Origin of the sequence: Sulfurirhabdus autotrophica (assembly GCF_004346685.1) — a bacterium.
GTDB lineage: Bacteria > Pseudomonadota > Gammaproteobacteria > Burkholderiales > SMCO01 > Sulfurirhabdus > Sulfurirhabdus autotrophica.
Map to the genome: position 1 here is coordinate 10917 of NZ_SMCO01000026.1, position 24577 is coordinate 35493.

17 protein-coding genes are annotated in these 24577 nt (G+C 47.0%); 11 read left to right on the plus strand and 6 right to left on the minus strand.

The window, feature by feature from the left end:
* Position 1: 1 nt before the first annotated feature.
* Genes tagF through EDC63_RS16575 form a run of 5 tightly spaced genes read right to left on the minus strand, consistent with a single transcriptional unit; the run spans position 2 to position 7510 of the window.
* Positions 2-988 carry a type VI secretion system-associated protein TagF gene (gene tagF / locus EDC63_RS16555; protein ID WP_223248319.1) on the minus strand — a complete coding sequence of 329 codons (987 nt, stop codon included), beginning with the start codon at positions 986-988 and terminating at the stop codon, positions 2-4.
* Positions 985-4836 (minus strand): type VI secretion system membrane subunit TssM, encoded by a 3852-nt coding sequence (gene tssM / locus EDC63_RS16560; RefSeq protein WP_223248320.1) that lies wholly within the window; start codon positions 4834-4836, stop codon positions 985-987. The genes tagF and tssM overlap by 4 nt, the downstream gene beginning before the upstream one ends.
* A 30-nt stretch (positions 4837-4866) precedes the next feature.
* Complete coding sequence (locus EDC63_RS16565; protein WP_124946939.1) at positions 4867-6324, minus strand: hypothetical protein; 1458 nt, start codon at positions 6322-6324, stop codon at positions 4867-4869.
* A 45-nt stretch (positions 6325-6369) separates the two neighbouring features.
* Positions 6370-6633, minus strand: a complete 264-nt coding sequence (locus tag EDC63_RS16570; RefSeq protein WP_124946940.1) for a PAAR domain-containing protein — start codon at positions 6631-6633, stop codon at positions 6370-6372.
* A gap of 37 nt (positions 6634-6670) precedes the next feature.
* Positions 6671-7510: a M15 family metallopeptidase gene (locus tag EDC63_RS16575; RefSeq protein WP_124946941.1), complete on the minus strand. Its 840-nt coding sequence runs from the start codon at positions 7508-7510 to the stop codon at positions 6671-6673.
* A 202-nt stretch (positions 7511-7712) separates the two neighbouring features.
* Between EDC63_RS16575 and EDC63_RS16580 the strand changes: the two genes are divergently transcribed.
* The 5 genes from EDC63_RS16580 (at position 7713) to EDC63_RS16600 (ending at position 14905) form a co-directional block, all read left to right on the plus strand.
* Positions 7713-8687, plus strand: coding sequence for a hypothetical protein (locus tag EDC63_RS16580; RefSeq protein WP_124946942.1), 975 nt, complete (start codon positions 7713-7715; stop codon positions 8685-8687).
* Between the two features lie 67 nt (positions 8688-8754).
* On the plus strand, positions 8755-11820 hold the full coding sequence (locus EDC63_RS16585; protein WP_124946943.1) for a type VI secretion system Vgr family protein: 3066 nt from the start codon (positions 8755-8757) through the stop codon (positions 11818-11820).
* A gap of 13 nt (positions 11821-11833) precedes the next feature.
* On the plus strand, positions 11834-12700 hold the full coding sequence (locus EDC63_RS16590) for a DUF4123 domain-containing protein (protein ID WP_124946944.1): 867 nt from the start codon (positions 11834-11836) through the stop codon (positions 12698-12700).
* Positions 12693-13259 (plus strand): DUF3304 domain-containing protein, encoded by a 567-nt coding sequence (locus EDC63_RS16595; protein WP_124946945.1) that lies wholly within the window; start codon positions 12693-12695, stop codon positions 13257-13259. The genes EDC63_RS16590 and EDC63_RS16595 overlap by 8 nt, the downstream gene beginning before the upstream one ends.
* A 2-nt stretch (positions 13260-13261) precedes the next feature.
* Positions 13262-14905: a T6SS phospholipase effector Tle1-like catalytic domain-containing protein gene (locus tag EDC63_RS16600; protein WP_124946946.1), complete on the plus strand. Its 1644-nt coding sequence runs from the start codon at positions 13262-13264 to the stop codon at positions 14903-14905.
* Between the two features lie 220 nt (positions 14906-15125).
* Here EDC63_RS16600 and EDC63_RS16605 read toward each other — a convergent pair whose 3' ends face one another.
* Positions 15126-16772 (minus strand): DEAD/DEAH box helicase, encoded by a 1647-nt coding sequence (locus EDC63_RS16605; protein WP_124946947.1) that lies wholly within the window; start codon positions 16770-16772, stop codon positions 15126-15128.
* 346 nt (positions 16773-17118) lie between these two features.
* On the opposite strand from EDC63_RS16605, the gene typA reads away from it, so the two are divergent.
* The 6 genes from typA to EDC63_RS16635 all read left to right on the plus strand — a co-directional run bounded on the left by typA (position 17119) and on the right by EDC63_RS16635 (position 24467).
* On the plus strand, positions 17119-18924 hold the full coding sequence (gene typA, locus EDC63_RS16610) for a translational GTPase TypA (protein ID WP_124946948.1): 1806 nt from the start codon (positions 17119-17121) through the stop codon (positions 18922-18924).
* A gap of 133 nt (positions 18925-19057) precedes the next feature.
* The gene (locus tag EDC63_RS16615) at positions 19058-20467 is read left to right on the plus strand and encodes a DNA recombination protein RmuC (protein ID WP_124946949.1); all 1410 of its coding nucleotides are present in this window, start codon (positions 19058-19060) and stop codon (positions 20465-20467) included.
* A 202-nt stretch (positions 20468-20669) separates the two neighbouring features.
* A complete protein-coding gene (locus tag EDC63_RS16620) occupies positions 20670-22331 on the plus strand; it encodes a putative bifunctional diguanylate cyclase/phosphodiesterase (RefSeq protein ID WP_124946950.1) in 1662 nt (553 codons plus the stop codon).
* A gap of 97 nt (positions 22332-22428) precedes the next feature.
* Entirely contained in the window at positions 22429-22782 is a 354-nt protein-coding gene (locus EDC63_RS16625; protein ID WP_124946951.1) for a thioredoxin family protein, read from the plus strand.
* On the plus strand, positions 22763-23944 hold the full coding sequence (locus tag EDC63_RS16630; protein ID WP_124946952.1) for a pyridoxal phosphate-dependent aminotransferase: 1182 nt from the start codon (positions 22763-22765) through the stop codon (positions 23942-23944). Before EDC63_RS16625 ends, EDC63_RS16630 begins: the two co-directional genes overlap by 20 nt.
* A gap of 37 nt (positions 23945-23981) precedes the next feature.
* Entirely contained in the window at positions 23982-24467 is a 486-nt protein-coding gene (locus tag EDC63_RS16635; RefSeq protein ID WP_124946953.1) for a YchJ family protein, read from the plus strand.
* The last annotated feature ends 110 nt before the right edge of the window (positions 24468-24577 follow it).

Below are 24577 nucleotides of genomic sequence, written 5' to 3' on the forward strand. Positions count from 1 at the left end.
ATTAAGTTCCGATAAATGTTTCATGGAATGAATCGTGAGCCGATTTCAAGGAAAGGTTAGGTTGAGCCAGATAGGCAGATAATTTTTTCATGCCGTAATCTGTGTTTATTTGTTCTTCTACCCACTCCGTATTGTCAAATGAAATATGGTGCTCCAGTCCAAATAGAGGGTCCATGATGGCATGCAAAGTGCGGGCGGAAGCGCCGCTGAAACCCATTATCATGGAAGGTTTTGCTTCAATTTGAGCGAAAAACAGGGATAGTTCAAAGTCTGCACGCATTAAAAAGGGCGTGATTAAATGCATCCAGAATGCGGCTACCAGATAGCGATACATCGGATCTACGGGCAAAGGCAAAATAAGGCTTTTATCCAGCCTGCTTGAACTGCTGGCCATGACTGGTTGTAATAAGAGTCCAAGTGCTAACATTAATTGACGTGGCGAGCCTTTAAAACCCGAGTGAGCAAGCATTTCACCTAATACACCCATGGTCTGAAATTCCAGAAAATCGGTAAAGGCTGCTTCATAGGCCGTAGCATCTAATTCAAGATTGACAGGAGTTGTCGACAGGTTTTGGAGCATTGGAGTGGGGTCATCTGCTGACAAGACATTTACAGTCTGTGTTTCGAGCCGATTCCACAGACGGGATAACATCATGGGGCTACTGGCGACGAATCTGGATGAATCTTCGATTTCCATCGTGCTCATGGTAAGAAACGGGAAACGTCGATTGGCCTGATCATTGCTTGCAACCAGATGTCCTGCAATGGCACGGTTACTGCGCGGGCCGATAAAAGCGAAATGAAATGGCTGGACGGCATCATAAGTGATTTTCCAGCGTGGGTCGTGAGAAAGCAGTTCCATTGCTTGAGCAAGCCAGTCATCCAGCACGTGAATCAACGGCATATTGTCCGTTGCCTTGATGAAGTCACCGCGGGCAGGTATTTTGCCAAAATAGCCGATTCTTGTTTGAGTTGACATGTTACTCATTGCGCTGCTCCTGCCAACTTTTGAGAATCTGCTGTCCCGGTATTTTCAGCAGAAACAGGGGCGCCACCCGTAATGGTTTCAGGTAACTTCATATTTCGGAACCCCTGATTGTGTGGAGTAGAGCTATTGTTGGCAGCGCCTGAAACCTGTGGGCTGCTGATGATTTTCAGATCAATTGAAACAGAAACGTTGCCATTGGCCCAGCTCATTTCAAAGACGCCATTGTCTTTTCGTTTGCGTGCAGCAGAGCTGATCAGTTTTTCCAGCCCAAAGTGGCCAGGCTGATTTGCAATTTCGACTGTGCGGCCATCAAAAGTAACTGCCGTGATGCGTGCTCCTGGCGTACCTTGAGGGTTGGGCCACACGAAGTTGCTCCATTGTGCTTGCGTGTTGCGGTAACGCAATTGCTGCCCATCAATTTCTATGGTGTATTCCAATATCCCAGGTGATGCCAATGGATGAATCTGAAATATGGTTTGCGCTTCGGCAGCGCCCCCGGTAGATGAGGTGGCTATTCCCCCTGCACTTAAAGGTGCAACCCAATTGGAAAAATTACTCATTACGGCAGGCGAAAGCGTTATACCCATGTTAGCCCATGTTTTTGGTGTCAGTACATCGCCTCGCCTTACTACTAGCGGTCCCATCGATGTATTAACAAACTTCGCTATCGAGCCTTCAGAACCGAAAATCTGACCGATTTCAGCATTGGTAGCTTCAATTTTGGAATCTGGAGCGAAGGGGTATTTATTTGCCAGTGTATTCTGAAAAGGTTCGTAAACCTGAGCTACCCATATTTTGTTCATTTCTGTTTCAGTTGGTTTGATAATGACCGCGAATGCTTGAATCAGCGGCCGCACCAAAATAGGTCTGATTGCCTGTTTTTGTGAATCGGTCATACCTGTAAGCATCTGCTCATCCACGTATTTCAGGGCTTCGGCAAGTTCGGAACTGCCGCCATCCAGAGTTTGTTGCATTAATTGCTTGGCTCCTGGTCCAGTATCTCCCTGATTTTTTATCTGATTGAAGCGGGTACGTAGCTTAGATAATGTTGCCATGTAACCTTTCATTAATGAGGCGTCTTTGTCTTTTGTAACAATCAGTTTTGCAACACCTGAAAACTCTCTGCCGATTGGCCCCATTGGGATACCGGAGGTTGGTATGTTGTCTGAATTGATATTGACGTTTAGCTGGGACGGTGTCTGGCGAAGAATTTTTTCTTTGAACCAGCCAATTACGCCTCGCTGAGTGCGCTGTAACCCTTCATTGAGTAATGATGGATTATCCCAGGATGTTTCCTGATAAACCGTATTGACCAATTTGCTGATAGGGGATGTTTGCGGGTCGCCCATGCGGTTCATTGCAGTAACGGCCTGATCAAATCCATTCAGGTCGGAAATGGTGATGCCTTTGATAAACTTTTGCCATTCGTTGGCATATTCGGTTTTGTATTGATTAATCAGCGCCTTCTGGATCTGTTCAGGGCTGCCTTCTAGTGTTAGGTCGTCTTTTGAAGCGGTTTTCAATACCCAGTCAGCACTTTGCAATTCTTTGTTTGCAGCTTCTTTAAATGCATTTTCAACGAATTTTCCCCATGCATCTTTTGTAAATGTGCCTGGGACAGCATAGCTGCCAACAACCAGTGCTTTGTCCTGGTCGCCGACGATACGTGCTACTGTCAAAGCTGGGAATCGAGTCGAGGCGCGTGCTTTAATATCTGCGTAAACACGGTCTCGTGCAGCCATACCGCGTACAACATGTCGCAAGTTGTCACGAGACTGATCAACCAGCGACAGCTTTTCTTCGATTGTGGGCCATGAAGGGTCGCTTAGTTGCGATAGATAAAAACTGATCATGCGTTCTGCGCTACGAATCATTTGCTCACGTGGCATTGCACCACGATTGCTCTCAAGCCATCCGCGCCAGAATCGTGTGAGCTGGTCATTGAGATGGCTGGGTTCAGCATGAGATTTATCACTTAGCATCAAATAAGTTTTTAATGCGTTATAGGCGTCTTCTACATTGGCTGGTGAAGCATCCTTGTATGGCTGGGGCGTATTATTGGCAATTGCAGATAATGGATTGTTACCCTGAGCTGCATCGGCACTCATATTGCTGGTTGTGGAGCCGGATGCTTGTGGCGCATGAGTTGCTTGTTCAAGTTTGCCTGCATTGTTGTTCATTTCAGCTAAAAATGCTTCGAGGTTCCCGGCTACAGGCTTAAGCATGATTTCTCTAATGCCTGCAAAGTATTCCTCACGCAGTTTGCGCGAAAGCAAATCACCTTGATATAGCCCTAATCCCACAGACATTGGCCTGCTTTCGCTATATTTATCGAGTTGCTCAATTCTATCCTGAAGAATTTCAAGTGCTTCGAATCTGGATTTTAAGCTGGTATTTTTATCTTGAATTTTGACAATTTTGTCCAGATCAGCCTGGATATTTGCAGTTAATTGGCGGTTACCCATGTAGGACCAGCTCCATCCTCCAAGCGATAAACCAAGTAAAGCCATTGCTGCAAAAAATGTGACATATCTGGCACGCGTTTTATTGCGGCTGGCATATTGCGTCACTAGTTCCTTATCGGCAAAAATCACTTTCCGAAACAGGTTAAGCAAGAAGAAACCATGTTTGGAGTGAATTTCCGGGTGTTTCTGTTGCCTGAAATTAAGGCTGAATCGCTCAGCGATACGTTCTGACGATGTACTGATTGGAGTGCCTTCCTGCAAGGCGCTGGTGAAATAAAATCCACGGAAAACAGGTTTGAACTGGAATGGATTTTCTTCAAAGAGTGTCGCGATGAATGAACGTAGCGGTCCTTTGATAGAAGAAAACTCCAGCGGGAAAGTCAATATGCCCGGTGGCATTGTGTCGCCCCGATTCATGGACATGTTGGCCAGGCTCATTTCCTTTAATCCGTCATACAATTCATCAAAACGCTCATCAAAAAATGACAAAACATCCTGATTGGTGTTTTTCAGGCTGTAAGGGAGTGTTGCACCCCAGACCCGGTCGCGTTCTCCCAAGTCACTATCAAAAAAGAATTCGCTAAAACCGGTGATCAGATCTGCTTTGGTGAACATGACATAAACCGGGGCAAATACTTCCAGCCGTTCTGTTAGTTCTTGAACACGCTGGCGCAAATTTTTAGCCAGATTAATACCGAATTCCGGACGGTTCCCAGTTATCTCGGCAATGCTGACTGTAATAATGATACCGTTGATAGGCGCGCGCTTTCGGTACTTTTTCAATAAATCCAGAAAATTGAACCATTCATCGCGATCTTCTTCGTGAACTGAATACCGTCCGGCAGTATCAAGCAAAATACCGTCAGTGGTGAAAAACCAATCACAGTTCCTTGTTCCGCCAATGCCCTGGACAATTTTGCCGTTCTTATCAGCAAATGGGAACTGCAGTCCAGAATTAGCAATAGCAGTACTTTTCCCTGCGGCTGGGTTTCCAATGATCATGTACCAGGGTAATTCATAAAGTGCGGCTGACCCTGACAACTGCCCCAGTTTTGAGGTTTTAATAGTGGAAATGGCTTCCAGCATACGCTTTTGAATGGCGTTTACTTCGTCACGTTTAACGGTTGCAGCACTAGCAGAGGCTTTTTCAGCCTGTTGCTCAAGCATGCTGCCAATCTGATTCGAGGCCTGTCGGGCTCGCCACTTACGTATCAGCCAGGCTGACAGCCAAATTAGGAATACCAATGCGATTAATGCACCAGCCCAGATGCCGGCAATTTGAAGAGCATCTGCGCCTAAAAATAAAAAGGCAGCCAGCGCCGCAAAGCCAATTACAGCAAGGGATCGTGAATCAGTGAGGAATTGCCAAATTTGTCGCATCATAATATTGCTTCAAGTTAAATAGTGAATGAGTTAAGTAGTGGTTATTTCTTGTTCGGGTACAACTTCAATCGGGCTCAGAATCACAGCTGTTCGCGTGAAAGGGTCCTGATTGCTGACATATAGGGCATGCGTTGAATCATATGAAGCGGCATGATGGGCCAAGGCGAGAGCTGTCACGCTCGATGCGTTACCGGCTGATCCACATTTTGCAGGGCCCTTGAGGCATTGTGTTAATAAATCCAGCTCAGGGAAAGTTACATACGCCATTTCCAGTAATTCAGCGTTTCTGCTGGCACGATGATCGGTATCCGATGCGATAAACGTCACTTTTTCTGCGTCAATTTTGGCAACGGTCAGTGCATCATTGACCAATTTAGTTAAAAAGTCTGAGCTGATTCGACCACTGCTGTCAGCTGATTTCTCGCGTTTACCGCTAGATACACGATGAATAATAGCCTGACTTTCCAGGTCGAAATTTTTTGCCTGTTCCGCATCGCTAATGAGTAAGCCTGCGGCACCTTCCCCGGGTGTCTGTCCATTATGGTTGTTTCCTGTGAGTAAATTTCCGGTATTTTCCCACGTTGAAATAATAGCTTCGCCCAAATAGGACTCGCAGGTAACGAGCATCGCCAGGCATGGAATATCCTGGCGGTGAATCTGGACACTGAACCTGTCAATAATACTCAGCGGGTCACGGTTATTGATTGTATTTGTGGGAGTGCTCACGATTTTTTCTAATGGCCAGCCTTGTTCTTCAATTAAATGGGTGAACCATTCAGTCGCAATTTTGTGCTTTTCTGCTTCCCAGTGCGTAGGCAAAGCAGTGAGCAAATGAAGTGGGGGTAACAAAACAAGCTTGCGCTTTTCTGGCGGCGTGGAAATGTATTCTTGGAGAGCGGGGTACGTAACAGCCTGTTGGGCCAGTTCAATGGTTATATTGCTGCCTAAAGTCACGGCGCGTAATTGTTCAGTGCTCCAAGCCACTTCAGGCAGATTGCGTGAAATCAACCAGCTGTCCAGCGCGGTACGATAAAGATCTTCGTCCAGATCCTGGATGCGTCCGGAAAATATTGGGAACCCGTTACTGTCTATTAGCTCTTCATCCAGATTGATTTTGGCATCATCGGAAGTGAGATTGGCAGCTAATTCGTCGGTTGACTGACCATGAGGTGAAGCGATTGCACTGCTAATGATATGTAATGTCCATTCCCGCTCTTGTTTGGCGAATTTTTCCTGTTCCGATACGACATTAGTTTGAGAAATCTGTGCGTCAGAATTATTCACAGCGGGTTTGGCAGAAAAAAAACTCATGCCTTGGCGGATCAGCCATACGGAAAGCAATAAACCAAAAGGCACGCCGAAAAGATAAAGCACTATTTCGGATGTACTGGGTAAACTGTTGCTTGTCTGCCAGTAAATCACCATCATCACCCAGACAGTGACAAATACGATGCTTACAAACAGTGACTGTCTGACCCATTGCTGCATCAGATGTACGCCGTCCTAAAGTTAATTAATATAATTTGACGCATTTCAGGATGTCGTGAAAGACTGACTGGCAATAAGGGTGGCGCCACAGGCGGTCGTGTCACCGTGACGCGCTGCAGGTTGGCCATCAATAATTAGTGTTGGGTCTCCACTCACTATGGGGCATGTGCCGTGCCCTTTTTTAGGGCAAGTCACTTTGTCACCCACGCGGGCGATACGAATATTGCCACTGTCGGACTGGCCTGATGCTTCAATGACAGTGCCGCCATGGGATGTTTTATCCCCTAATACAATTAACGCTCTGCCCATAAATTTCCCCTAATACGCTTTAATTCAGCTAAAAAAATTATTTCTGTATGACACCAGCTATACGAAACTCCGTATGGCCAAAATCCATCATTTTCCAGCGACCACCCCAGTGCAATCCCAACGATTCAGCAACTTCACCATAGAGTCTGTAACCTTTCATTGCCCATGGGTCTTTTTCTGAGATAACCAGTTTGCCATCACGTAAAAATGCGCAATCTGCTGCCAGACCAAACTGGTGATAGCTTTGAAATGCCTTGGCGTTTGTGACACTTGGCCCTTGACTGGCAAGCATGTTTTGCCTTTCAGGGCTTCGATAACCTTCCAGAATAGCCATGTCGTAACCATGTTTCTCTTTCATGATTTTAAAAACAAGCAAGAGTTGCTGGGCAAAGTTATTGTTGAGTAATTGCCAATTACGACTGGCTCCAATTAATAAAGGCCGGATTTGGGTAACCTCAGCTGTAGTGAATATTTCAGGAGGCAGGGCCTGGGGAGGAACAAGTTGTTCACCCTTAAGGAGTTCAGCAATTTGTGTGTTTTCGTAACGGTTTGAATCCTCAAACCCGCCCAGCATGGTTTTGCCGCTAAATACCCATGCAAGTATGGGGGGCAGGCTGATCATTATGATGCCCGTTAATAAAAGCTGGCGATGTTGTTTTGTAAATTCACGTGCCTTATTAGAAGAAATGGTGGTGTTGAATGCCAGAGATTTGACAGTTTGCGACTGGGCATTACCCAACTTGTTTAATTGATTATGTACTCGGGGTGCAATGCCGGAAAGGGTGCGTAGAATTAATTCTCGCCCAGAAGGGAAGAGCACTTGCCAAGTAATGAAACAAGCCAGAAAAAAATAAAGTGCAACAGCTAAAAAAAACACAAAAAAACCTTAGGACAAAATAATACTAAATTAATTTATCGACATATATTGTTAGTTAATCGACATAAATGTTAAAATGTTTACGGCCAGATACAATGCACATTATAACTTGAAAGCTTAGAAACTAAAAAGTCAATTTTAATGTCATCAATTAAAATGCCTTATTTTATGTCATAACACTACTGTTTTAGGAGTTTGTCGTTTGGTTTCGTCTGAAGAAGTAAAGCGTAGCTCCTCGCACCCCAGTCTTCTATCAACTGCCGGTGCTGCAGAAGCAACTAACGGTAGAATATTGTCTACCCTTGATGCTAGTGCAAATGGACAGGTGGAGCCTAATGGTTCCCGTAATTCATTGCTGAGAGGAATATTGCTTATCGGGTTCCTGGGTATCGGCGGAGTGGGTGCATGGCTGATCTATCAAGATGGCAAAGGGCCTATTCATGAACAAGCTGGCGTTGTTAAGGCTGAACAGGCATCAAAGCCGGCTACTATCGTTCTTGCTTCAGCAGCAATGCAACCTGTTGAAAAAGTAAATAATGATCTGGGTAAAAAATCAGAAGCCGCCGCTATCATAAATGAAGTTGTGAACACTGAAAATCTCAAGCCTGCAGAGGATAAGGTGTTGCGTGATCATACGGATCCCGAATCCAGGCCCATTTCCAAGGGGGTGCTTTCTGACGCATTAGAAGCAGATGCGACACCGCATTCATATTCGGCTAAAAAATCACTAATAAAATCCAGTGACACAACCCACAAATTGAAACCTGCAAACTCCGTAGAGTTAGCTAAAGCAAGCACTAAACGTGAATCTAAGCAGGCATCCAAGCAAAGCAATAGTAAAGAAAAGCAGAAAAATGGCGAAACTGCCGCAAGCTCTGATAGTGACGTTAATTTACTTGAAGCGATCGTAGCGCACTCAACGGGGGCCGATCTTGCCACAGATAAAAAATTATCTGGTAAGCAAAAGACCAGTTCAAAGAAATCTCAGGTGTCACCTAAGGAAAATACCAAAACAGCATCCCGTAACACCGATATCGTGGAACGCAAGCCCGGCGATAGTACTGAAGCTTTGCTGCAACGCTGCAGGCAGCTTGGCTTTATTGAAGGGGAGTTATGTCGCTGGCGTATCTGTTCGGGCTTGTGGAGTGTAGAGTCAGCTTGCAAAACCCAGCCATAGCTTGCGGACAAAAAAATTGATTCCCCATGATTTTACCTATTGAATTTAAATAAACGCGCCTTCGAAGATGTCCGATTATTCTGCTATTACAAATGCCAATTTAAGCACTCAGTTACCTCAGCAACTGCTTGCCATGCTGTCTAAGTTTTCAAGTGAAACAAGGCTTTATGATATTTCCTTTAAAGATGATCAGGCCGTTACACTAGAGCTAGGCTCCGGCGGCTTGCTGGTAGAAGCCTTTAGCGCAATAGAAGGTTTGCACACCATCGCCACTCGCGACATTATCGTCCTCTCCACCAACGCCCATATCCCGCTCAAAAGCCTGATTGGCCAGCAAGCCAGTCTTCAGGTCAGCCTGAGCGACGGCACCCGCACCCCGTTTACCGGTTTAATTAACCAGGCGGCCATGCTGGGTAGCGAAGGCGGGCTGGCCCGTTATCGCATTCGTCTTGTGCCTTGGCTATGGCTTCTCAGCCAGACCCGCACCAGCCGAGTCTGGCAAGATAAAACCGTCATTGACATCATTGAAACTGTCTTCGCCCAATACAGCGCTCACGCCAGCTGGACCTGGAGCGATGATGTTACGCCTTTCATGAGTGATGTCAGACCCCGAAGTTACTGCGTACAATACCGGGAAACCGATCTGGCCTTCATCAGCCGTATACTGGCTGAAGAAGGTCTAAGCTGGCGTCTGGAAGAGCATGCTAAAGCCCCATCTGGTCACCGCATGGTCTTCTTCGCTGACACCACTCAGGCCACCGCTTTCCCGGCAGACTACACCCATAGCCATGCACTAGGTGGTCAAGGCATCCGCTTTCACGGCGCTCATGCCCGTGAAGCCCAGGACACCATTCAGGCATTCGGTGCCAAGCGCACCCTGCATGCCAGCCTGACTACCGTACTCACTTACGACTACAAAGCCAAACAAGCCATTGCCGCCAGTGCCCCCACTAACCACCAATACGGTGGCAAGCATGCCCCGGTGCTGGAAAGTTACGATAGCCCCGGTCTGTATACTTATGCCAATAGCGCAGAAGCCCAACGCTATAGCCAGTTGCACATGCAAGCCCACGAAGTCCGCAACAAGCTTTGGTATGCCCGTTCCACTGTACGCACGCTGCGCCCCGGTACTATTTTCGAACTGACACAAGGCCCGCTTCAAGAACTGGGTGACATTGCGCCTAAATATGCCGTCTTGAGCGTCACCAGCGTCGGCATCAACAACCTGCCCAAACCAGTGCAGGAAGGCCTGGCAGAATTGTTCGGCCCGCTGCCTGAAATGCTGGAAGATTGCCTGCACAGTCTTGCCCAGACGTCTTATGCCCGACACGCTACCGAGCCAAAATCCGCTTACAACCCTGCCACCGCAGCCAGAGAAGCCGCCAGCCAGCGCTTGCAGGTACAAGCTGACAAACATAACCTGGCCGAAGTCATCACCCAGGCTAAAACCCTCGGCTACGCCAACCGCTTCGAAGCCATCCGCGCCGACATTCCCTGGCGTCCGGTATTAGAAGACGGTACCGGCTATTATCACAATCCCCGCGCCACAGCGCCCGGCAGCCAAAGTGCCATCGTCGTCGGCCCCAACGGCGAAACTACCCCCAAAGGGGCCGATGAAATCTATTGCGACAAACTGGGCCGGGTGCGCATCCGCTTCCATTGGCAAGACCAGCACGGCCATGACGAAAGTCACGCCAACGCAGGCTGCTGGGTGCGGGTCGCCCAGCGCAGTGCAGGCGGCGGCATGGGCAGCCAGTTCCTGCCCCGCATCGGCCAGGAAGTCCTGATCCAGTTCATTGAAGGCGACATCGACCGGCCCATCCTCATTGGTGCCCTGTATAACGGCCAGGGTGAAGGCGGCACCATTCCCACCCCGGGTGGCCAAGCCGACCGGCAAGCCATCCTCACCGTTTTCGACCCCGCTCACGACCACAGCGCCTCAGCACAAGGCAACCTGGCCGGGGGCAATAGCCCGGTATGGCACGGCGCCTCCAGCGATAGCGCCGGCCACCGCAATGCAGCAGCCCAGTGGGGTATCCGCAGCAAGGAATATGGCGGCACCGGCTACAACCAGTTAGTGTTTGACGACACCGACAACCAGGGCCGCATCCAGCTCAAAACTACCCAGGCCGCCAGTGAACTTAACCTCGGTCACCTGATCCATACCGCTGACAATCATCGCGGCAGCTTCCGGGGGCAGGGCGCTGAACTGCGCACTGACGCCTATGGTGCCCTCCGTGCCGGATCAGGCATTCTGCTCACCAGCTACAGCATCAGCCACAATGCCGGCAACCGCACCCCCGCAGGCGACAACGCCCCGGGCATGGCCCATTTGAAACAAGCCACCCAGCTGGGCCAAAGCTTCAACAACATCGCCACCACCCATCAAACGGTTGCCTACGCCAGCCATCAAGGCAGCAGCAAAGGCAACACCAGCAGTCTGGATGACAAAGCCGCCCCCATCAGCGCCCTGTTCACCGCCGCATCCGGCATGCTGAATCAAGAAACCCTGGACCAGGCCGGCAGCGATGCCCAAAGCAAAAACACCCGCACCACCAATGACAAACTACCCCATACCACCGACCCCATCATCGCCCTCTCCGCCAAAGCAGGCTTAGGTGCTGTCGCCGGACAAAACCTGCAACTGGCCAATGGCGAAACCGTCAGCCTCATGAGTGGGCAAGACAGCCAGTTCATCACCGGCAATCAGCTGCGCGTACAAACCGGTCAGGCCATCGGGCTACTGGCAGGTGCCGTCAAACCGGGTGACAGCAACCTGGGCCTGCAACTCATCGCCGCGCAACAAGCCATCGACATCCAGGCACAAAGCGATGAAATCAAAATCCAGGCCAAAGACATGATCAACATCATGAGCGCCAATGCGCATATTGACTGGGCAGCAGCCAAAAGCATCAGCTTGTCTACAGCAGGCGGGGCGAATATCACGATAGAGGGGGGTAACATTACTACCCAGTGTCCGGGTAATCTGACAGTGCATGCTTCTCAGAAGAGTTTTACGGGGGCGACGAGTATTGGATTTGCTTTGCCAGTTATGCCACAGTTCCCTAATGCCATTTGTATTCCATGTTTGATCAAGTCACTTAAGTCTGGCTCTGCTTTGGCGAGCGTATAATTTATGGAATTATATGTATTTTGCTAATGATTTCAAGACCGCTAATGTGCTCATTGAAACGTTGCTCATTAAGATTGCAGAACGGCCGTCTTCTCAATGGATGGCTCTCGTCGATATGGCATTTGACTATGAGGGTAAGCAACTTCGTTGGCTCTCAGAATCAGTCAAGTTGTATGATTGCGATGAAATGGGCCAGTTTCTGGAAGTTAGTCCTGTTTTATTGCCACTTTCGAGTAATAATTTAGCACAATTGAGAAAAGAAATTTCGGCGCTTTATTTACATTGTAAAGGGCGTCCTATGCTGAGTTTTATCGCCACTCCATCTACAGCGCATGAAGTTAGTGAAGCGTGGCGCCATTTTCTCAAAGTCAAAACCGAGGATGAGCAATCATTTGTTTTGCGTTTTGCGGACACACGAGTTTTACCAGCGCTTGCAAAATCGTTGCGCCCTAAATCATGGAGTGGTCTCACTCATAGACTTGATGCTTGGGTTGTGATTAATCGAGTTGGTGAATTGGAACAACTCCCCTTTGTCTCTCATGAAAGTGAATTGCTGGATAAAATTACATTAAGTGCAGAAGAGTTGTCTAGTTTGATTGATCAAGGGCAGCCTGATGCAATTATTGATGTTCTGGCGGAGCAGATGCCGGATCTGCTTCCCGTTACTAATCGTGCAGAATTTTTTCAACGGATTGTTGAAATGTGTGCCTTTGCTAAGGATTTTAGTGTCACGGCGTTTCCTGATTATGTGGCACTGGCTATATTAAGCTGTGTCACGGATGGCAAGGCACTGGCTGATCCGGAACTGAAACAAATGCTGGAGCAGGGTGCTTGGGAATCGGGTAAGTTGATTATAAAACTGGAAGTTTTCGTTGAGTAGGACTAAGGAAATGCTGGCCAAAAATATGAAACACTTTGAAACGTATCGACGTATTTATTTGTCTCTGGCGCTAGCTCTGTGCCTGCCATTGTCAGGCTGTTTTAAGGAACCCACTGCGGCAGTTTCGTATGGGGCGGTGAGCTATATCGATGAAGCTATCGCGTCCATTGTGGTCAATGGCGAGGGTGGAATTCTTGGGGTTTATCCTCATGCCGGAGGCGCTCCAAATATGTGTTGCGTGGTGATCCCACGGCACTGGAAACCCGGTCTCAAAGCCACGATCAAGTGGCAGATGGACGGGCATTGGGTACGTGACAGCCAAGGTAAAATTGTTGTAAAAGATGGAAGCCAAGATTTTGTTGAGGGGATCTGGAAACAAAAAGTAGTCGACATCCCGGAGTACAAGGAGGTGGGGGGCTTCATGATCAATTTCTTTCCCAATGATGAGGTGAAAGTGCTGGTGACCAATGCAAGTGCTGGGTATCCAGGCTATCCATACCCCGACCCTGATCCCAATCGCTGCTGGGATGGCGTTGTCAATACGTGTAAAGGAAAATAAGCATGGCAACCATTTCACCTAAACCTTTCCCGGCCGATGGCTATCGAAAACTCTCTGCCAAGGAAACCATAGAACGTGCCAAGGCGCTGAATTGCATGCTACCAGTCGATAACAAACCAACGTGCTCGGGGCAGGTGCATGTTGGTATTTTTTTTGATGGTACGGGCAACAACAAGAAAGCAGATTATGAAGATTTGCCGCCCAAACAGCGCAAACACAGCAATGTTGTCAAACTTTTCCACGCTTATCCGAATGCGCCTAAGCAAGGTCATATCTCCTATTACATTCCCGGCGTTGGCACCCCTTTTCCGGAGATTGGGGAAAAGAGTGCTGCAAGCTTGGGGTCCCCTGCTGCTGAGGGTGGGGCGGGTCGAATTCTGTGGGGCCTGATGCAACTATTAAATGCGCCATATCGTTACGTAACGGGTTATCCCTTGTTTTTCGAGGCTGATTTTCCCAGACTGTCAAATTCATATGGCTACGATTTCACGCGACGCAAACAATTGAATGACTGGCAAACCGAACTGAAACTGAAATTGGCAGATAAAAAACCTCTTGTCGAACAGATCAATCTCTCGGTATTTGGCTTCTCGCGCGGTGCGGCAGAAGCCAGGGTGTTTTGTAACTGGCTGATGGAAGTATGCAAGGAAGAGGGCGGGGGGTGGTCCTTTGCCGGTATCCCGATCCGCATCGCGTTTCTGGGCATATTCGACACAGTGGCCTCGGTTGGCACAGCAAACTTGTGGGGCGGAGGCCTCGTTGTAGGTCATCAATCCTGGGCAGACAATGCCTTGCAAATTCATCCCGCGATTGAGAAATGTGCACATTTTGTGGCAGGGCACGAGGTAAGAGCGACTTTTCCACTGGATTCGGTTCGGGTGAAAAACATCTATCCTGGCAATGCCAAGGAAGTGATGTATCCGGGTTCCCATTCCGACCTGGGCGGCGGTTACGCACCCAATGCACTGGGACTGATACCCAAGCCAAATGACTCGCTGAGCATTATTCCTGGAATGGCCATGTACAACGAAGCCCAAAAAGCGGGTGTACCTTTGATTGCCTGGAAAAAATTATTAGATATTTACCAAAGGGATTTAACCGCCTCCGAACAAACCATCAAAGCATTTAACGCCTACCTCAAAGATGCAAACACCGGCGCAGGGCCGGTAGAAGAATTGCATGAAAGGCATATGGCGCTTTATTTGAGCTATCGCTTCAAGTATCGCCACGCGCTCAAGGAACGAATATTTTACAGGCGTGCCAACAGCAAGGACCGAGGGTATCTGGAAACGACTCAGAAGACTATTTATGAACGGCTCAAAAGCCTGGGACTTGGTGATCCTAATGCCCCTGACTTTGATCCGCGCCAAAAGGCGGAGATTGCAGAAAAATTGTCCAAGGCTGGCAAGCAAACGCTCGCTTCTGACGACATCAAGACGCAACAACTCTACAAGGTCGCCAAGTCCATAAACATTAACAAACTGACCCCAGCGATAGAGTATTTGTGCGAAAATTACATCCATGACTCGATGGCCGGGTTTATTGGTATGAAAGAAATCCCTTACTTTGGCGGCGTGGTGAACGAATACCGTGCAAATGGCATGGGCATCATGAAATTCCGATCGGTCTTCAAAGGTGATGACTGAATGTATGGTGGATTGTGAGGTGGTTGCTATTATTTAGCTGAGCGTTAATTTAATGGCGGATCGAAATATTTACTGATTTTAATGCAAACAATTAATGCGTCTTCTTTGAATTTAAGATGCAGTTTATCTTTGACCTGTAAAAGTAAAAAGCCCCCAAATTCTGGGGGCTTTTTTAACTTCAAAAGCGTTTTAGCAACGCTTTTATTAGGTTGCTACAATATTAGCCTAACAGGAAAGGAGAGCTTTTCTTGTTGCCACGATTGTCGCTTGATGCGCTGTTGCCGCGATTATCGTTGGATGGGCCATTGCTACGGCTGCTGCTGTTACTGCGGTTGCCGTTTCCATTGGAATTTGGATAGCTGCGGTTTCCATTAGCGGTGCTAGCGTTAGCGCTGTTGCCGCTACTGCGACGTGGCTCTGAGTTGCGTGAAGCATAGCCATCGCGCTCAGAACGTTTGTCATTATTGTAGCTGCTACCAAAAGTATTGCCATTGGTGTTGCCATTAGGGTTAGCTGAGGCGGTGCGGTCAAACCCTGGGCGATCTGGACGGCGATCCTGGCCCTGGCTGAAAGTGCGCTCACCTGTTGGCTTTGAACGGCCACCGCCACCACTGCCACTGCGACTTGGGCTGGAATTGTTCCATCCACCGGAATTGGAGTTATTGCCAAAGCTTCTGCCACCACGTTTTTGGCTGACATTAGGCGCACCGCTACGGCGAGCCTGTACTTTAGGCTCAAGCCCTGGAATGACATGCGCTTCAATAGGCTGGCCAGTGAATCGTTCGATTTTCTTCAACTGGATACCGTCTCTTGGCGAAGCGAAAGAGACAGCAATACCTGTTGCACCAGCACGACCGGTACGACCAATACGGTGTACATAGTCTTCAGCAAATTTAGGCAGGTCGAAGTTGATTACGTGGGAAATTCCAGGTACGTCCAGGCCGCGAGCTGCAACATCGGTAGCTACCAAAACACGTATGCGGCCTTGGCGCATACGTGTGATGGTGCGGTTACGAGCGCCTTGGTTCATGTCGCCATGTAATGCTGCAGATTCGTGGCCTTGTGAGAATAAATCATCAGCCAGTGTGTCTGCATCTCGTTTTGTGGCAGTGAAAATAATCGCTTGTTTAAGTTCAACATCATTCAAAATGTGTTGTAGCAAGCGGTTTTTGTGAGACATGTCATCAGCGTAGTGTAAACGTTGCTCGATATTTTCATGTTTTGCTTGCTGACTCGCCACTTGAATCTGCTTTGGATCTTTCAGAAGTTGCTTGGCTAGTCTGGCGATAGTACCTTCAAATGTCGCTGAGAACATCAATGTCTGACGGGTAGGTGGTGTAGCTGCAGAGATTCTTTCTACATCTTCTAGAAAGCCCATATCCAGCATGCGGTCAGCTTCATCCAGAATCAACATTTCAAGACGTGAGAAATCAACACGGCCACGTTCAATATGATCAATCAGGCGGCCAGGGGTGGCGACTAGAATGTCGATTGGCTGTGACAGTAATTTGTTTTGTAATGGGTAAGGCATGCCGCCCAAAATGCTGACTACCTTGGTGCGATTAAGGTGTTTGCTGTATTTAGCAGCTGCTTCAGTCACCTGGGTTGCCAGTTCACGTGTAGGCGTCAGAACCAGGATACGCGGACCACGGCTCTGGATTTTTGACGGAACGGTCAGGCACTGTAGTGCGGGAATGATAAATGCAGCGGTTTTACCTGTTCCGGTTTGAGCGGAAGCCAGTAAGTCATGGCCGGCCATTGCTTCAGGAATCGCTTGTTCCTGGATTGGTGTAGGTGTTGTGTAACCAGCTTCTGCAATAGCTTTAAGAATATTTGGATTTAAATTTAGATCTTCAAATGTAGACACGTTTTTTCCTAATAATTAGGGATAAAAAAACGCGCAAGCAGGGAACGGCAGGTTCAAAACCTGTCTAGGTGAACAATAGCACTGCTAGCGCAAAAGCATCGTCGCTAACCGGCAGTGATACAGTCATTTCAGAAATTAAAACTACTGAAATAGAAGAAGGTCAGAGATCGATGAAACTGAAAATCCTGAACTTTATCTATATAATAGAGAAGGATTTTCTAGTTGAAAAAGGGGAATGAATTGCTTTTCCCGTTAATCAATTTATAAGATTATACTGATTTGCTAAAAAAATGCAATCTTTATGCTACAATGTGCCCTCTTTAAATATATCGCCAGAGCTAAATACATGTCCCGCGCCTTAAGAAATATAGCCATTATTGCCCACGTTGACCACGGTAAAACAACCATGGTGGATAAATTATTGCAGCAGTCTGGTGCATTTGCATCACACCAACTGATTTCCGAACGTGTAATGGATAGCAACGATCTTGAAAAAGAGCGCGGCATTACCATTCTGGCCAAAAATACTTCGGTCAACTTCGAAGGCACTCATATTAATATCGTAGACACACCGGGTCACGCTGACTTTGGTGGTGAAGTAGAACGAGTTCTTTCTATGGTTGATGGTGTTTTGTTGCTTGTGGATGCTGTTGAAGGTCCAATGCCTCAAACTCGTTTCGTTACCAAGAAAGCTCTGGCGTTAGGCTTGAAGCCGATTGTTGTTATTAATAAGGTTGATCGTCCAGGCTCACGGCCTGACTGGGTTGTGAACCAGACATTTGAATTGTTTGATAAGTTGGGTGCAACTGAAGAGCAACTGGATTTCCCCGTTATATATGCTTCTGCATTGAATGGTTTTGCAAAGCTCGACATGGCTGAAGAAAGCGATACCATGCGCCCATTGTTTGAAACCGTACTCAAACATGTACCTGCACCATCTGGCAGTGCCGACGAGCCTTTGCAAATGCAGATCAGTGCGTTGGATTATTCCAGCTTTGTTGGCCGTATCGGTGTGGCGAAAATCGCACATGGTTGTTTACGTCCGGGTCAAGATGTAATGGTGATGCATGGTTTAGATGATAAAGGTAAAAAGGGTCGCGTTAATCAGGTACTGGGTTTTCGAGGCCTGGATCGCGTGTTGTTGGAAGAGGCTATAGCAGGCGACATCGTATTGATCAACGGTATTGAAGATATCGGTATCGGTGTGACTCTTGCCGACATGGCTAATCCGAAAGCATTGCCAATGCCTGCAGTAGATGAACCTACTCTGACCATGAATTTCCAGGTGAATACTTCACCTTTAGCGGGTACTGAAGGCAAGTTTGTAACCAGTCGTCAGATTCGTGACCGTTTACAAAAAGAATTGCTGACCAACGTTGCGTTGCGCGTAGAAGATTCGGGTGATAATGATGTGTTTTTGGTATCAGGCCGTGGTGAATTGCACCTGACCATTCTTGTTGAAAACATGCGTCGTGAAGGTTTTGAATTGGCTGTAAGCAAGCCACGCGTTGTGATGAGAGATATTGATGGTGTGAAATGTGAACCCTATGAAAATCTGACGATTGACGTAGAAGAAGCGAATCAGGGTGCTGTGATGGAAGAACTGGGTCGCCGTCGTGGTGACTTGCAGGACATGCAACCCGATGGCAATGGCCGTGTACGTCTGGAATACAAGATTCCTGCGCGTGGTTTGATTGGTTTTCAAGGTGAATTTCTGACGATGACACGCGGCTCTGGTGTGATGGCGCACGTTTTCGATGAATATGGCCCTGTTAAGGCTGATATCCCAGGTCGTCACAATGGCGTATTGATTAGTCAGGATAACGGTGAAGCGGTTGCTTACGCGCTGTGGAAACTGGAAGATCGTGGCAAGATGTTTGTGACACCAGGTGATAAGTTGTATGAAGGTATGATCATTGGTATTCATACGCGTGATAATGATCTGGTAGTGAATCCGATTAAAGGTAAGCAGCTGACCAACGTACGCTCCTCCGGGACTGATGAAGCTGTGCGTCTGACCACGCCAGTCAAGCTGACACTGGAATCTGCAGTTGAATTTATTGATGATGATGAACTGGTTGAAATTACACCTATTTCCATTCGTCTGCGTAAGCGCTATTTAACTGAAAACGAACGTAAGCGTAATCGTTAAACCTAATGTAACATCAGCCGCGAAGTGTGTTGAAATACTTCGCGGTCCTTTCTTTCCCTGCTTTACTTCTCGATACTTTAGCTGACGTTCTTCCTCCCCGGCGTTATAATGCTTTCGTCATTCATGGGGATTTATGCTCGATATTCTGATATATATACTTGCGCTTCTTATACTTTTAGCCCTGTTGTGGCTTGGTTTTAAACTTGCTTACCTGATCCGTTTGCAAAATGAAATGCCTGATGTAGTTGCACAAATTCTTGAAGAAAAGCACCGCGCCATGCTTTCCAATTTGCACGATGGGTTGAGTCGGCAGGGTGATCGGATGGCTGATGCGCTGATAGATAACTCTGAGCGTTTACGTGGTGTAGTGTCAGATGAGCTAAAACAAACGCGTGATGCAATGCAGATATTGCGCTTATCCCAAGCCGAGAGTCTGGCTGAAACTAGAGAAGCTGTGCTATTGCAGTTGTCAGAAATGGCTGCTGCTTTGCAAGGCAAGCAGGATATGCTGCGTTCGGATATTTTGTCTAAAACGTTACAAACCTTGGCAGAGCAGGGGCGAGCTGATCAGGAACTGATTCAGAGCACTATGCGTATTGCAACGCAGCAACTCACTTCAACCATTGAAAACCTGACAAAAATAATTGATACACGGCTGGAGCAAATCAGCGGTAAGGTGTCTGAACGTCTGGATGAAGGATTCAAAAAAACCAACGAAACATTTGTGAGTGTGATGGAGCGTTTGGCGACCATTGATGAGGCCCAGAAGAAAATTGATGGCTTGACGACGAACGTTGTCAGTCTGCAAGAATTGTTAGGCGATAAGCGTTCGCGTGGTGCATTTGGTGAAGTGCAGTTGGAAGCGCTGGTGCGAAATGTGCTCCCGGCTAATGCGTATGCAATGCAATATACATTCAGCAATGGCAGCAGGGTGGATTGCGCCATGTTTTTGCCTGAACCAACGGGTACGGTTGCCGTTGACTCAAAATTTCCATTGGAAAACTACCATCGCATGTTCGATTCCGGTTTGAATGATCTTGAACGAAAAGAGGCGCAAAAACAGTTCAAACTGGATATAAAAAAGCATGTGGATGATATCAGTAAAAAATATATCATTCCAAATGAAACGTCGGATGGCGCGGTGATGTTTATTCCTGCTGAGGCTGTATTTGCTGAAATCCATGCCTACCATTCCGATGTGGTTGATTATGCCATGCAGAAGAGGGTATGGATTGTTTCTCCTACAACCATGATGGCCGTGCTGAATACAGCTCGTGCAGTCATGAAGGATGTGGAAACTCGTAAGCAAGTGCATATCATTAAAGATTCGTTGTCAAAATTGTCGAAGGATTTTCATTTGTTTGATGAGCGCATGTTGAAGCTTGCAACCCATATACGACAAGCACACGAAGATGCCGAGCGAGTGCAGATTACCAGTCAAAAAATCAGTAAGCGTTTTGCCCAGATTGAGGCGGTGGAACTGGATCAGCCCGTTCTGACTGAATCTGGAGCAAAGAGTTTAGGGTCTGATGAATTGAGCTAGATTTGCGCTTAAGATTTTTTCTATTCATTGTTAAATTCTAGCAAATACCAATCTGAATAACTTTTCTGATCAGCTTTTTGCTTTTAATAAGAGTCTACTGTCTGTTCATCAGTGAAATAAGCAGGTATATTTCATAAAATTGCAATTTGGCTCGCTGCTTGATTAAAAAAATAATTTGCGTACCAATTAAGGGTGGAATGTTATGGCAAGAACAAGCCAAATATTGTCTGGCAATGCTCGATTATTAAAATCCAAAGTTAGTAAATATGCTGTTGTTGGTACCGTTATCTCTATTGCCGCCATTTTGGTTGCAACAGCGATTATGAGTTTCCTTCAAGTAGGCAGTGTGACCATTGACAGCATGATGTCAGCGCAGCAAACCAATCCTTCCCTCTGGATGCTTGATGCCATGCCCTTTTTGTTTGCATTCTGGGGGCAATATGTGAGTTCTATCATGGCATTTGAGGCAAGTGCCATGGTGGTTGATCAGACCCATGAATTGCGGACGCAAACCACCATACTTGCTAATCAGGCCATGCGCAGCTCTACCTATGATGCCTTGACTGATTTGCCTAATAGAGTGTTATTGAGAGACAGGCTGGAGCAGGCTCTCAATGTTGCATCCAGAGATAAAACCCATCTGGCAATTCTGATTATGGATCTGGATCGGTTTAAAGATGTGAACGACACACTGGGCCACTACATAGGTGACCGTATCCTTAAACAGGTTGCAAAGCGATTGCAGGGTGTGATTCAGGAACCAAACTCAGTAGCACGTTTAGGTGGGGATGAATTTGCTGTTTTGCTGCCAAAAATTGCGGATATAAAGGATGCAACGCTGGTGGTAAGTAAAATTGAAAAGGCATTGCATGCGCCTTTTATGATTGAAGGTTTGAAGCTTGATATTCAGGCAAGTGTGGGCGTGGCTTTTTTCCCCGAGCATGGAATGGATGCAGATACCCTGTTGCAACGGGCAGATGTAGCCATGTATGTTGCCAAGAAAAATCACAGTGGTTTTGTTGTCTATTCCCAAAAACTGGATCAGCACAGTCCACATCGTTTAACGCTCATGGGCGAGCTGCGTCAGGCAATTGACAGGGATGAACTGGTTTTACATTACCAGCCAAAAATTAATGTCAAAACTGCAATGGTGAGTGGTGTAGAAGCTCTGGTTCGCTGGAACCATGGCGTTCATGGATTAATGCCTCCTGATGATTTTATTCCTTTGGCTGAGCGTACAGGACTAATCAAACCGCTTACATTGTGGGTGCTGAACCATGCTTTACAGCAGTGTGCTGTATGGCAGGAGCAAGGATTGAAACTGGATATTTCAGTCAATGTGTCAGCTAACGGATTGATGGATCTGGATTTGCCCGATACTGTTGCCGGGCTTTTGGCTTCTCATGAAGTTGCACCAGAAAGGCTGGTTCTGGAAATTACTGAAAGTGCCATTATGCTAGATAAAGATCGCGCAATGCAGGTTTTGACAAGTTTGGCTGGAATGGGTATTCGACTTTCAATTGATGACTTTGGAACAGGTTATTCCTCACTCGCTTATCTTAGTAAAATGCCCGTGAAAGAAATAAAAATTGATAAATCTTTTGTGATGGATATGGAGAAAAATAGCAGTAATGCCATGATTGTGCACGCCACAATTGATCTGGGACATAATCTGGGACTGGAAGTGATTGGTGAGGGCGTGGAGAGCAAGGAAATCATGGCCAAATTGAAGGGGCTGGGTTGTGATGTGGTGCAAGGCTTTCACTTTACTAAACCGCTTGCTGAAGCGCAATTTTCGGAATGGTTGTCGAAGTCTATAAATTCCGGTCTGATTAAAACTGATGGTGGGCAAACAACGAAATAGCCATTGCGAAGAAATTATAGCTTGGCATCTGTTATATTCCGTCTAAAAAATTACTGATTGTTATATCTTTTATTCAACTTATTGAACGCGATTTTCTATGAAACTACATGATTCCCATATAATTGAAACCCATTTGCATGATTTTGAAAAAGATGTCATTGAAGCTTCTAAAGTCCGACCTGTCATGGTGGATTTCTGGGCGGACTGGTGCCCTCCTTGCCGTGCATTGACGCCAGTATTGGAAAGGGTTGTAAAAGCCTATGAAGGCAAGTTTTTGTTAGCTACTGTAGAAGTTGATGAAGGCGACAATATGAAACTGGCTGGTCGATATGGTTTAAGAGGGTTTCCTACCGTGCTGTATTTTGTAAATGGCGAGATAGTGGGGCGCTTCAGTAGCGCAAAACCCGAGCACTGGGTGCGGGAATTTGTGGATGAGCATAGCCCTGAATAATTCACGTGTTGCCCACCGCATGGGCGATATTCAACCGTTTTACGTGATGGATATTCTGGCGCGAGCCAGGGAGCTTGAAGCGCAAGGAAAATCCATTGTTCACATGGAAATCGGTGAGCCGGATTTTCTAACACCGCAGCCGATTATTAATGCGGGTGTAAAGGCGATTGCAACAGGCAGTATGTTTTACACTCCCGCATTGGGTTTGCCTGCCTTGCGATCAGCCATTGCCGGATTTTATCGTGATCGATATAACCTCGATTTATCCCCTTCGCGGATTATTATCACGCCAGGTTCGTCAGGTGCGCTTTTGCTCACGATGGGAGTGCTGCTTAATCCGGGTGATCAGGTGTTAATGGCAGATCCAGGTTACCCCTGTAACCGCCATTTTGTACGTTTTACGGAAGGTCAGGCAGTAGGTGTGCCAGTGGATGCTTCGACGGGCTATCAGTTGACCCCGGAGCTCATTGACCAACACTGGACGCCACAGACAGTTGCGGTGATGCTGGCTTCCCCATCTAATCCCACAGGCACCCTGATTCCTCCTGAAACATTGCGTGCTATTGCCGAGTTGGTCAAAAGCCGTGGTGGCAAGTTGATAGTGGATGAGATTTATCATGGATTGGTCTATGAAGGCGAGGCTGCAACGGCCCTTGCTATTTCAGATGAGCTGTTTGTCATCAACAGTTTTTCCAAATACTTTGGGATGACCGGATGGCGTCTGGGGTGGCTGGTAGCACCAGATGATTATGAACCGGTAATTGATAAGCTGGCTCAGAATATTTTTCTAGCGCCATCCACGCCGGCACAATATGCAGCGTTGGCAGCATTTACCCCTGAAACCAGAGAAATTCTGGAAGACCGACGGCAGCAATTTAAGGCCCGTCGTGATTATTTGTTACCAGCGCTAAGGGAATTGGGTTTTGATATTCCAGTTACGCCTCAAGGCGCATTTTATCTATATGCAGGGTGCAACAAATTTACAGATGACAGTTTCACTTTTGCACGTGATCTGCTTGAAAATGCAGGCGTTGCTATAACACCAGGCCTTGATTTTGGCAGCCATTTACCAAGTCGCCATGTCCGGTTTGCCTATACTACCTCATTAGATAATTTGAAAATCGGGGTAAACAGATTGAAGCAGTTAAATCTTGGAAGATAGACTTGAGGTTTATATTTTTGATTGTTTTTACTAATAGGTGAGAAAGTTGGAATTGTGTTCCTGTGGCTCTAATAATGCATTTCTAAAATGTTGTGGCCGCTACATTAAATTGGCTGAGGCTGCCCCTACGGCTGAAGCACTCATGCGCTCACGCTATACAGCATTCACTCTGAATGATCTGGATTATATCTCCCGTACCTGGCATCCTGATACACGGCCTGGAAAAGAAGATGAACCTTCAGAGCAGCTGGAATGGTTAAAGCTGGAGGTGAAGGCAACAAGTGCAGGAGGTAAGGACGACACAGAGGGAACCGTGGAGTTTGTGGCTCATTACTGCGCGAATGGTATTGAAGGCCACATGCAGGAAAAAAGCCGGTTTATCAAAGAAAATGGCCTTTGGTTCTATGTGGATGGTGATTGTGTTGACCAATCAACAATTCAGCCACACCTGGACAAGGTTGGCCGTAACGACTTATGTCCTTGTGGCAGCAGGAAAAAATATAAAAAATGTTGCGGAAAATAGCCTGAATTATATTTATTCTGTACTATTTTGAAATCATTCGGTTATCCCGTATAATCCCTTTACATGATTTGTTCCTACGCATCCGGTCTTTGCACGCAAATCATGTCGTG

Bases quoted from the DNA above. Each gene is read 5' to 3' on its own strand.
- tagF (WP_223248319.1), bottom strand. From the start codon at position 988: ATGAGTAACATGTCAACTCAAACAAGAATCGGCTATTTTGGCAAAATA.
- EDC63_RS16630 (WP_124946952.1), top strand. From the start codon at position 22,763: ATGAGCATAGCCCTGAATAATTCACGTGTTGCCCACCGCATGGGCGAT.
- EDC63_RS16615 (WP_124946949.1), top strand. From the start codon at position 19,058: ATGCTCGATATTCTGATATATATACTTGCGCTTCTTATACTTTTAGCC.
- EDC63_RS16625 (WP_124946951.1), top strand. From the start codon at position 22,429: ATGAAACTACATGATTCCCATATAATTGAAACCCATTTGCATGATTTT.
- EDC63_RS16590 (WP_124946944.1), top strand. From the start codon at position 11,834: ATGTATTTTGCTAATGATTTCAAGACCGCTAATGTGCTCATTGAAACG.
- EDC63_RS16585 (WP_124946943.1), top strand. From the start codon at position 8,755: ATGTCCGATTATTCTGCTATTACAAATGCCAATTTAAGCACTCAGTTA.
- EDC63_RS16565 (WP_124946939.1), bottom strand. From the start codon at position 6,324: ATGCAGCAATGGGTCAGACAGTCACTGTTTGTAAGCATCGTATTTGTC.
- EDC63_RS16570 (WP_124946940.1), bottom strand. From the start codon at position 6,633: ATGGGCAGAGCGTTAATTGTATTAGGGGATAAAACATCCCATGGCGGC.
- EDC63_RS16600 (WP_124946946.1), top strand. From the start codon at position 13,262: ATGGCAACCATTTCACCTAAACCTTTCCCGGCCGATGGCTATCGAAAA.
- EDC63_RS16620 (WP_124946950.1), top strand. From the start codon at position 20,670: ATGGCAAGAACAAGCCAAATATTGTCTGGCAATGCTCGATTATTAAAA.
- tssM (WP_223248320.1), bottom strand. From the start codon at position 4,836: ATGATGCGACAAATTTGGCAATTCCTCACTGATTCACGATCCCTTGCT.
- typA (WP_124946948.1), top strand. From the start codon at position 17,119: ATGTCCCGCGCCTTAAGAAATATAGCCATTATTGCCCACGTTGACCAC.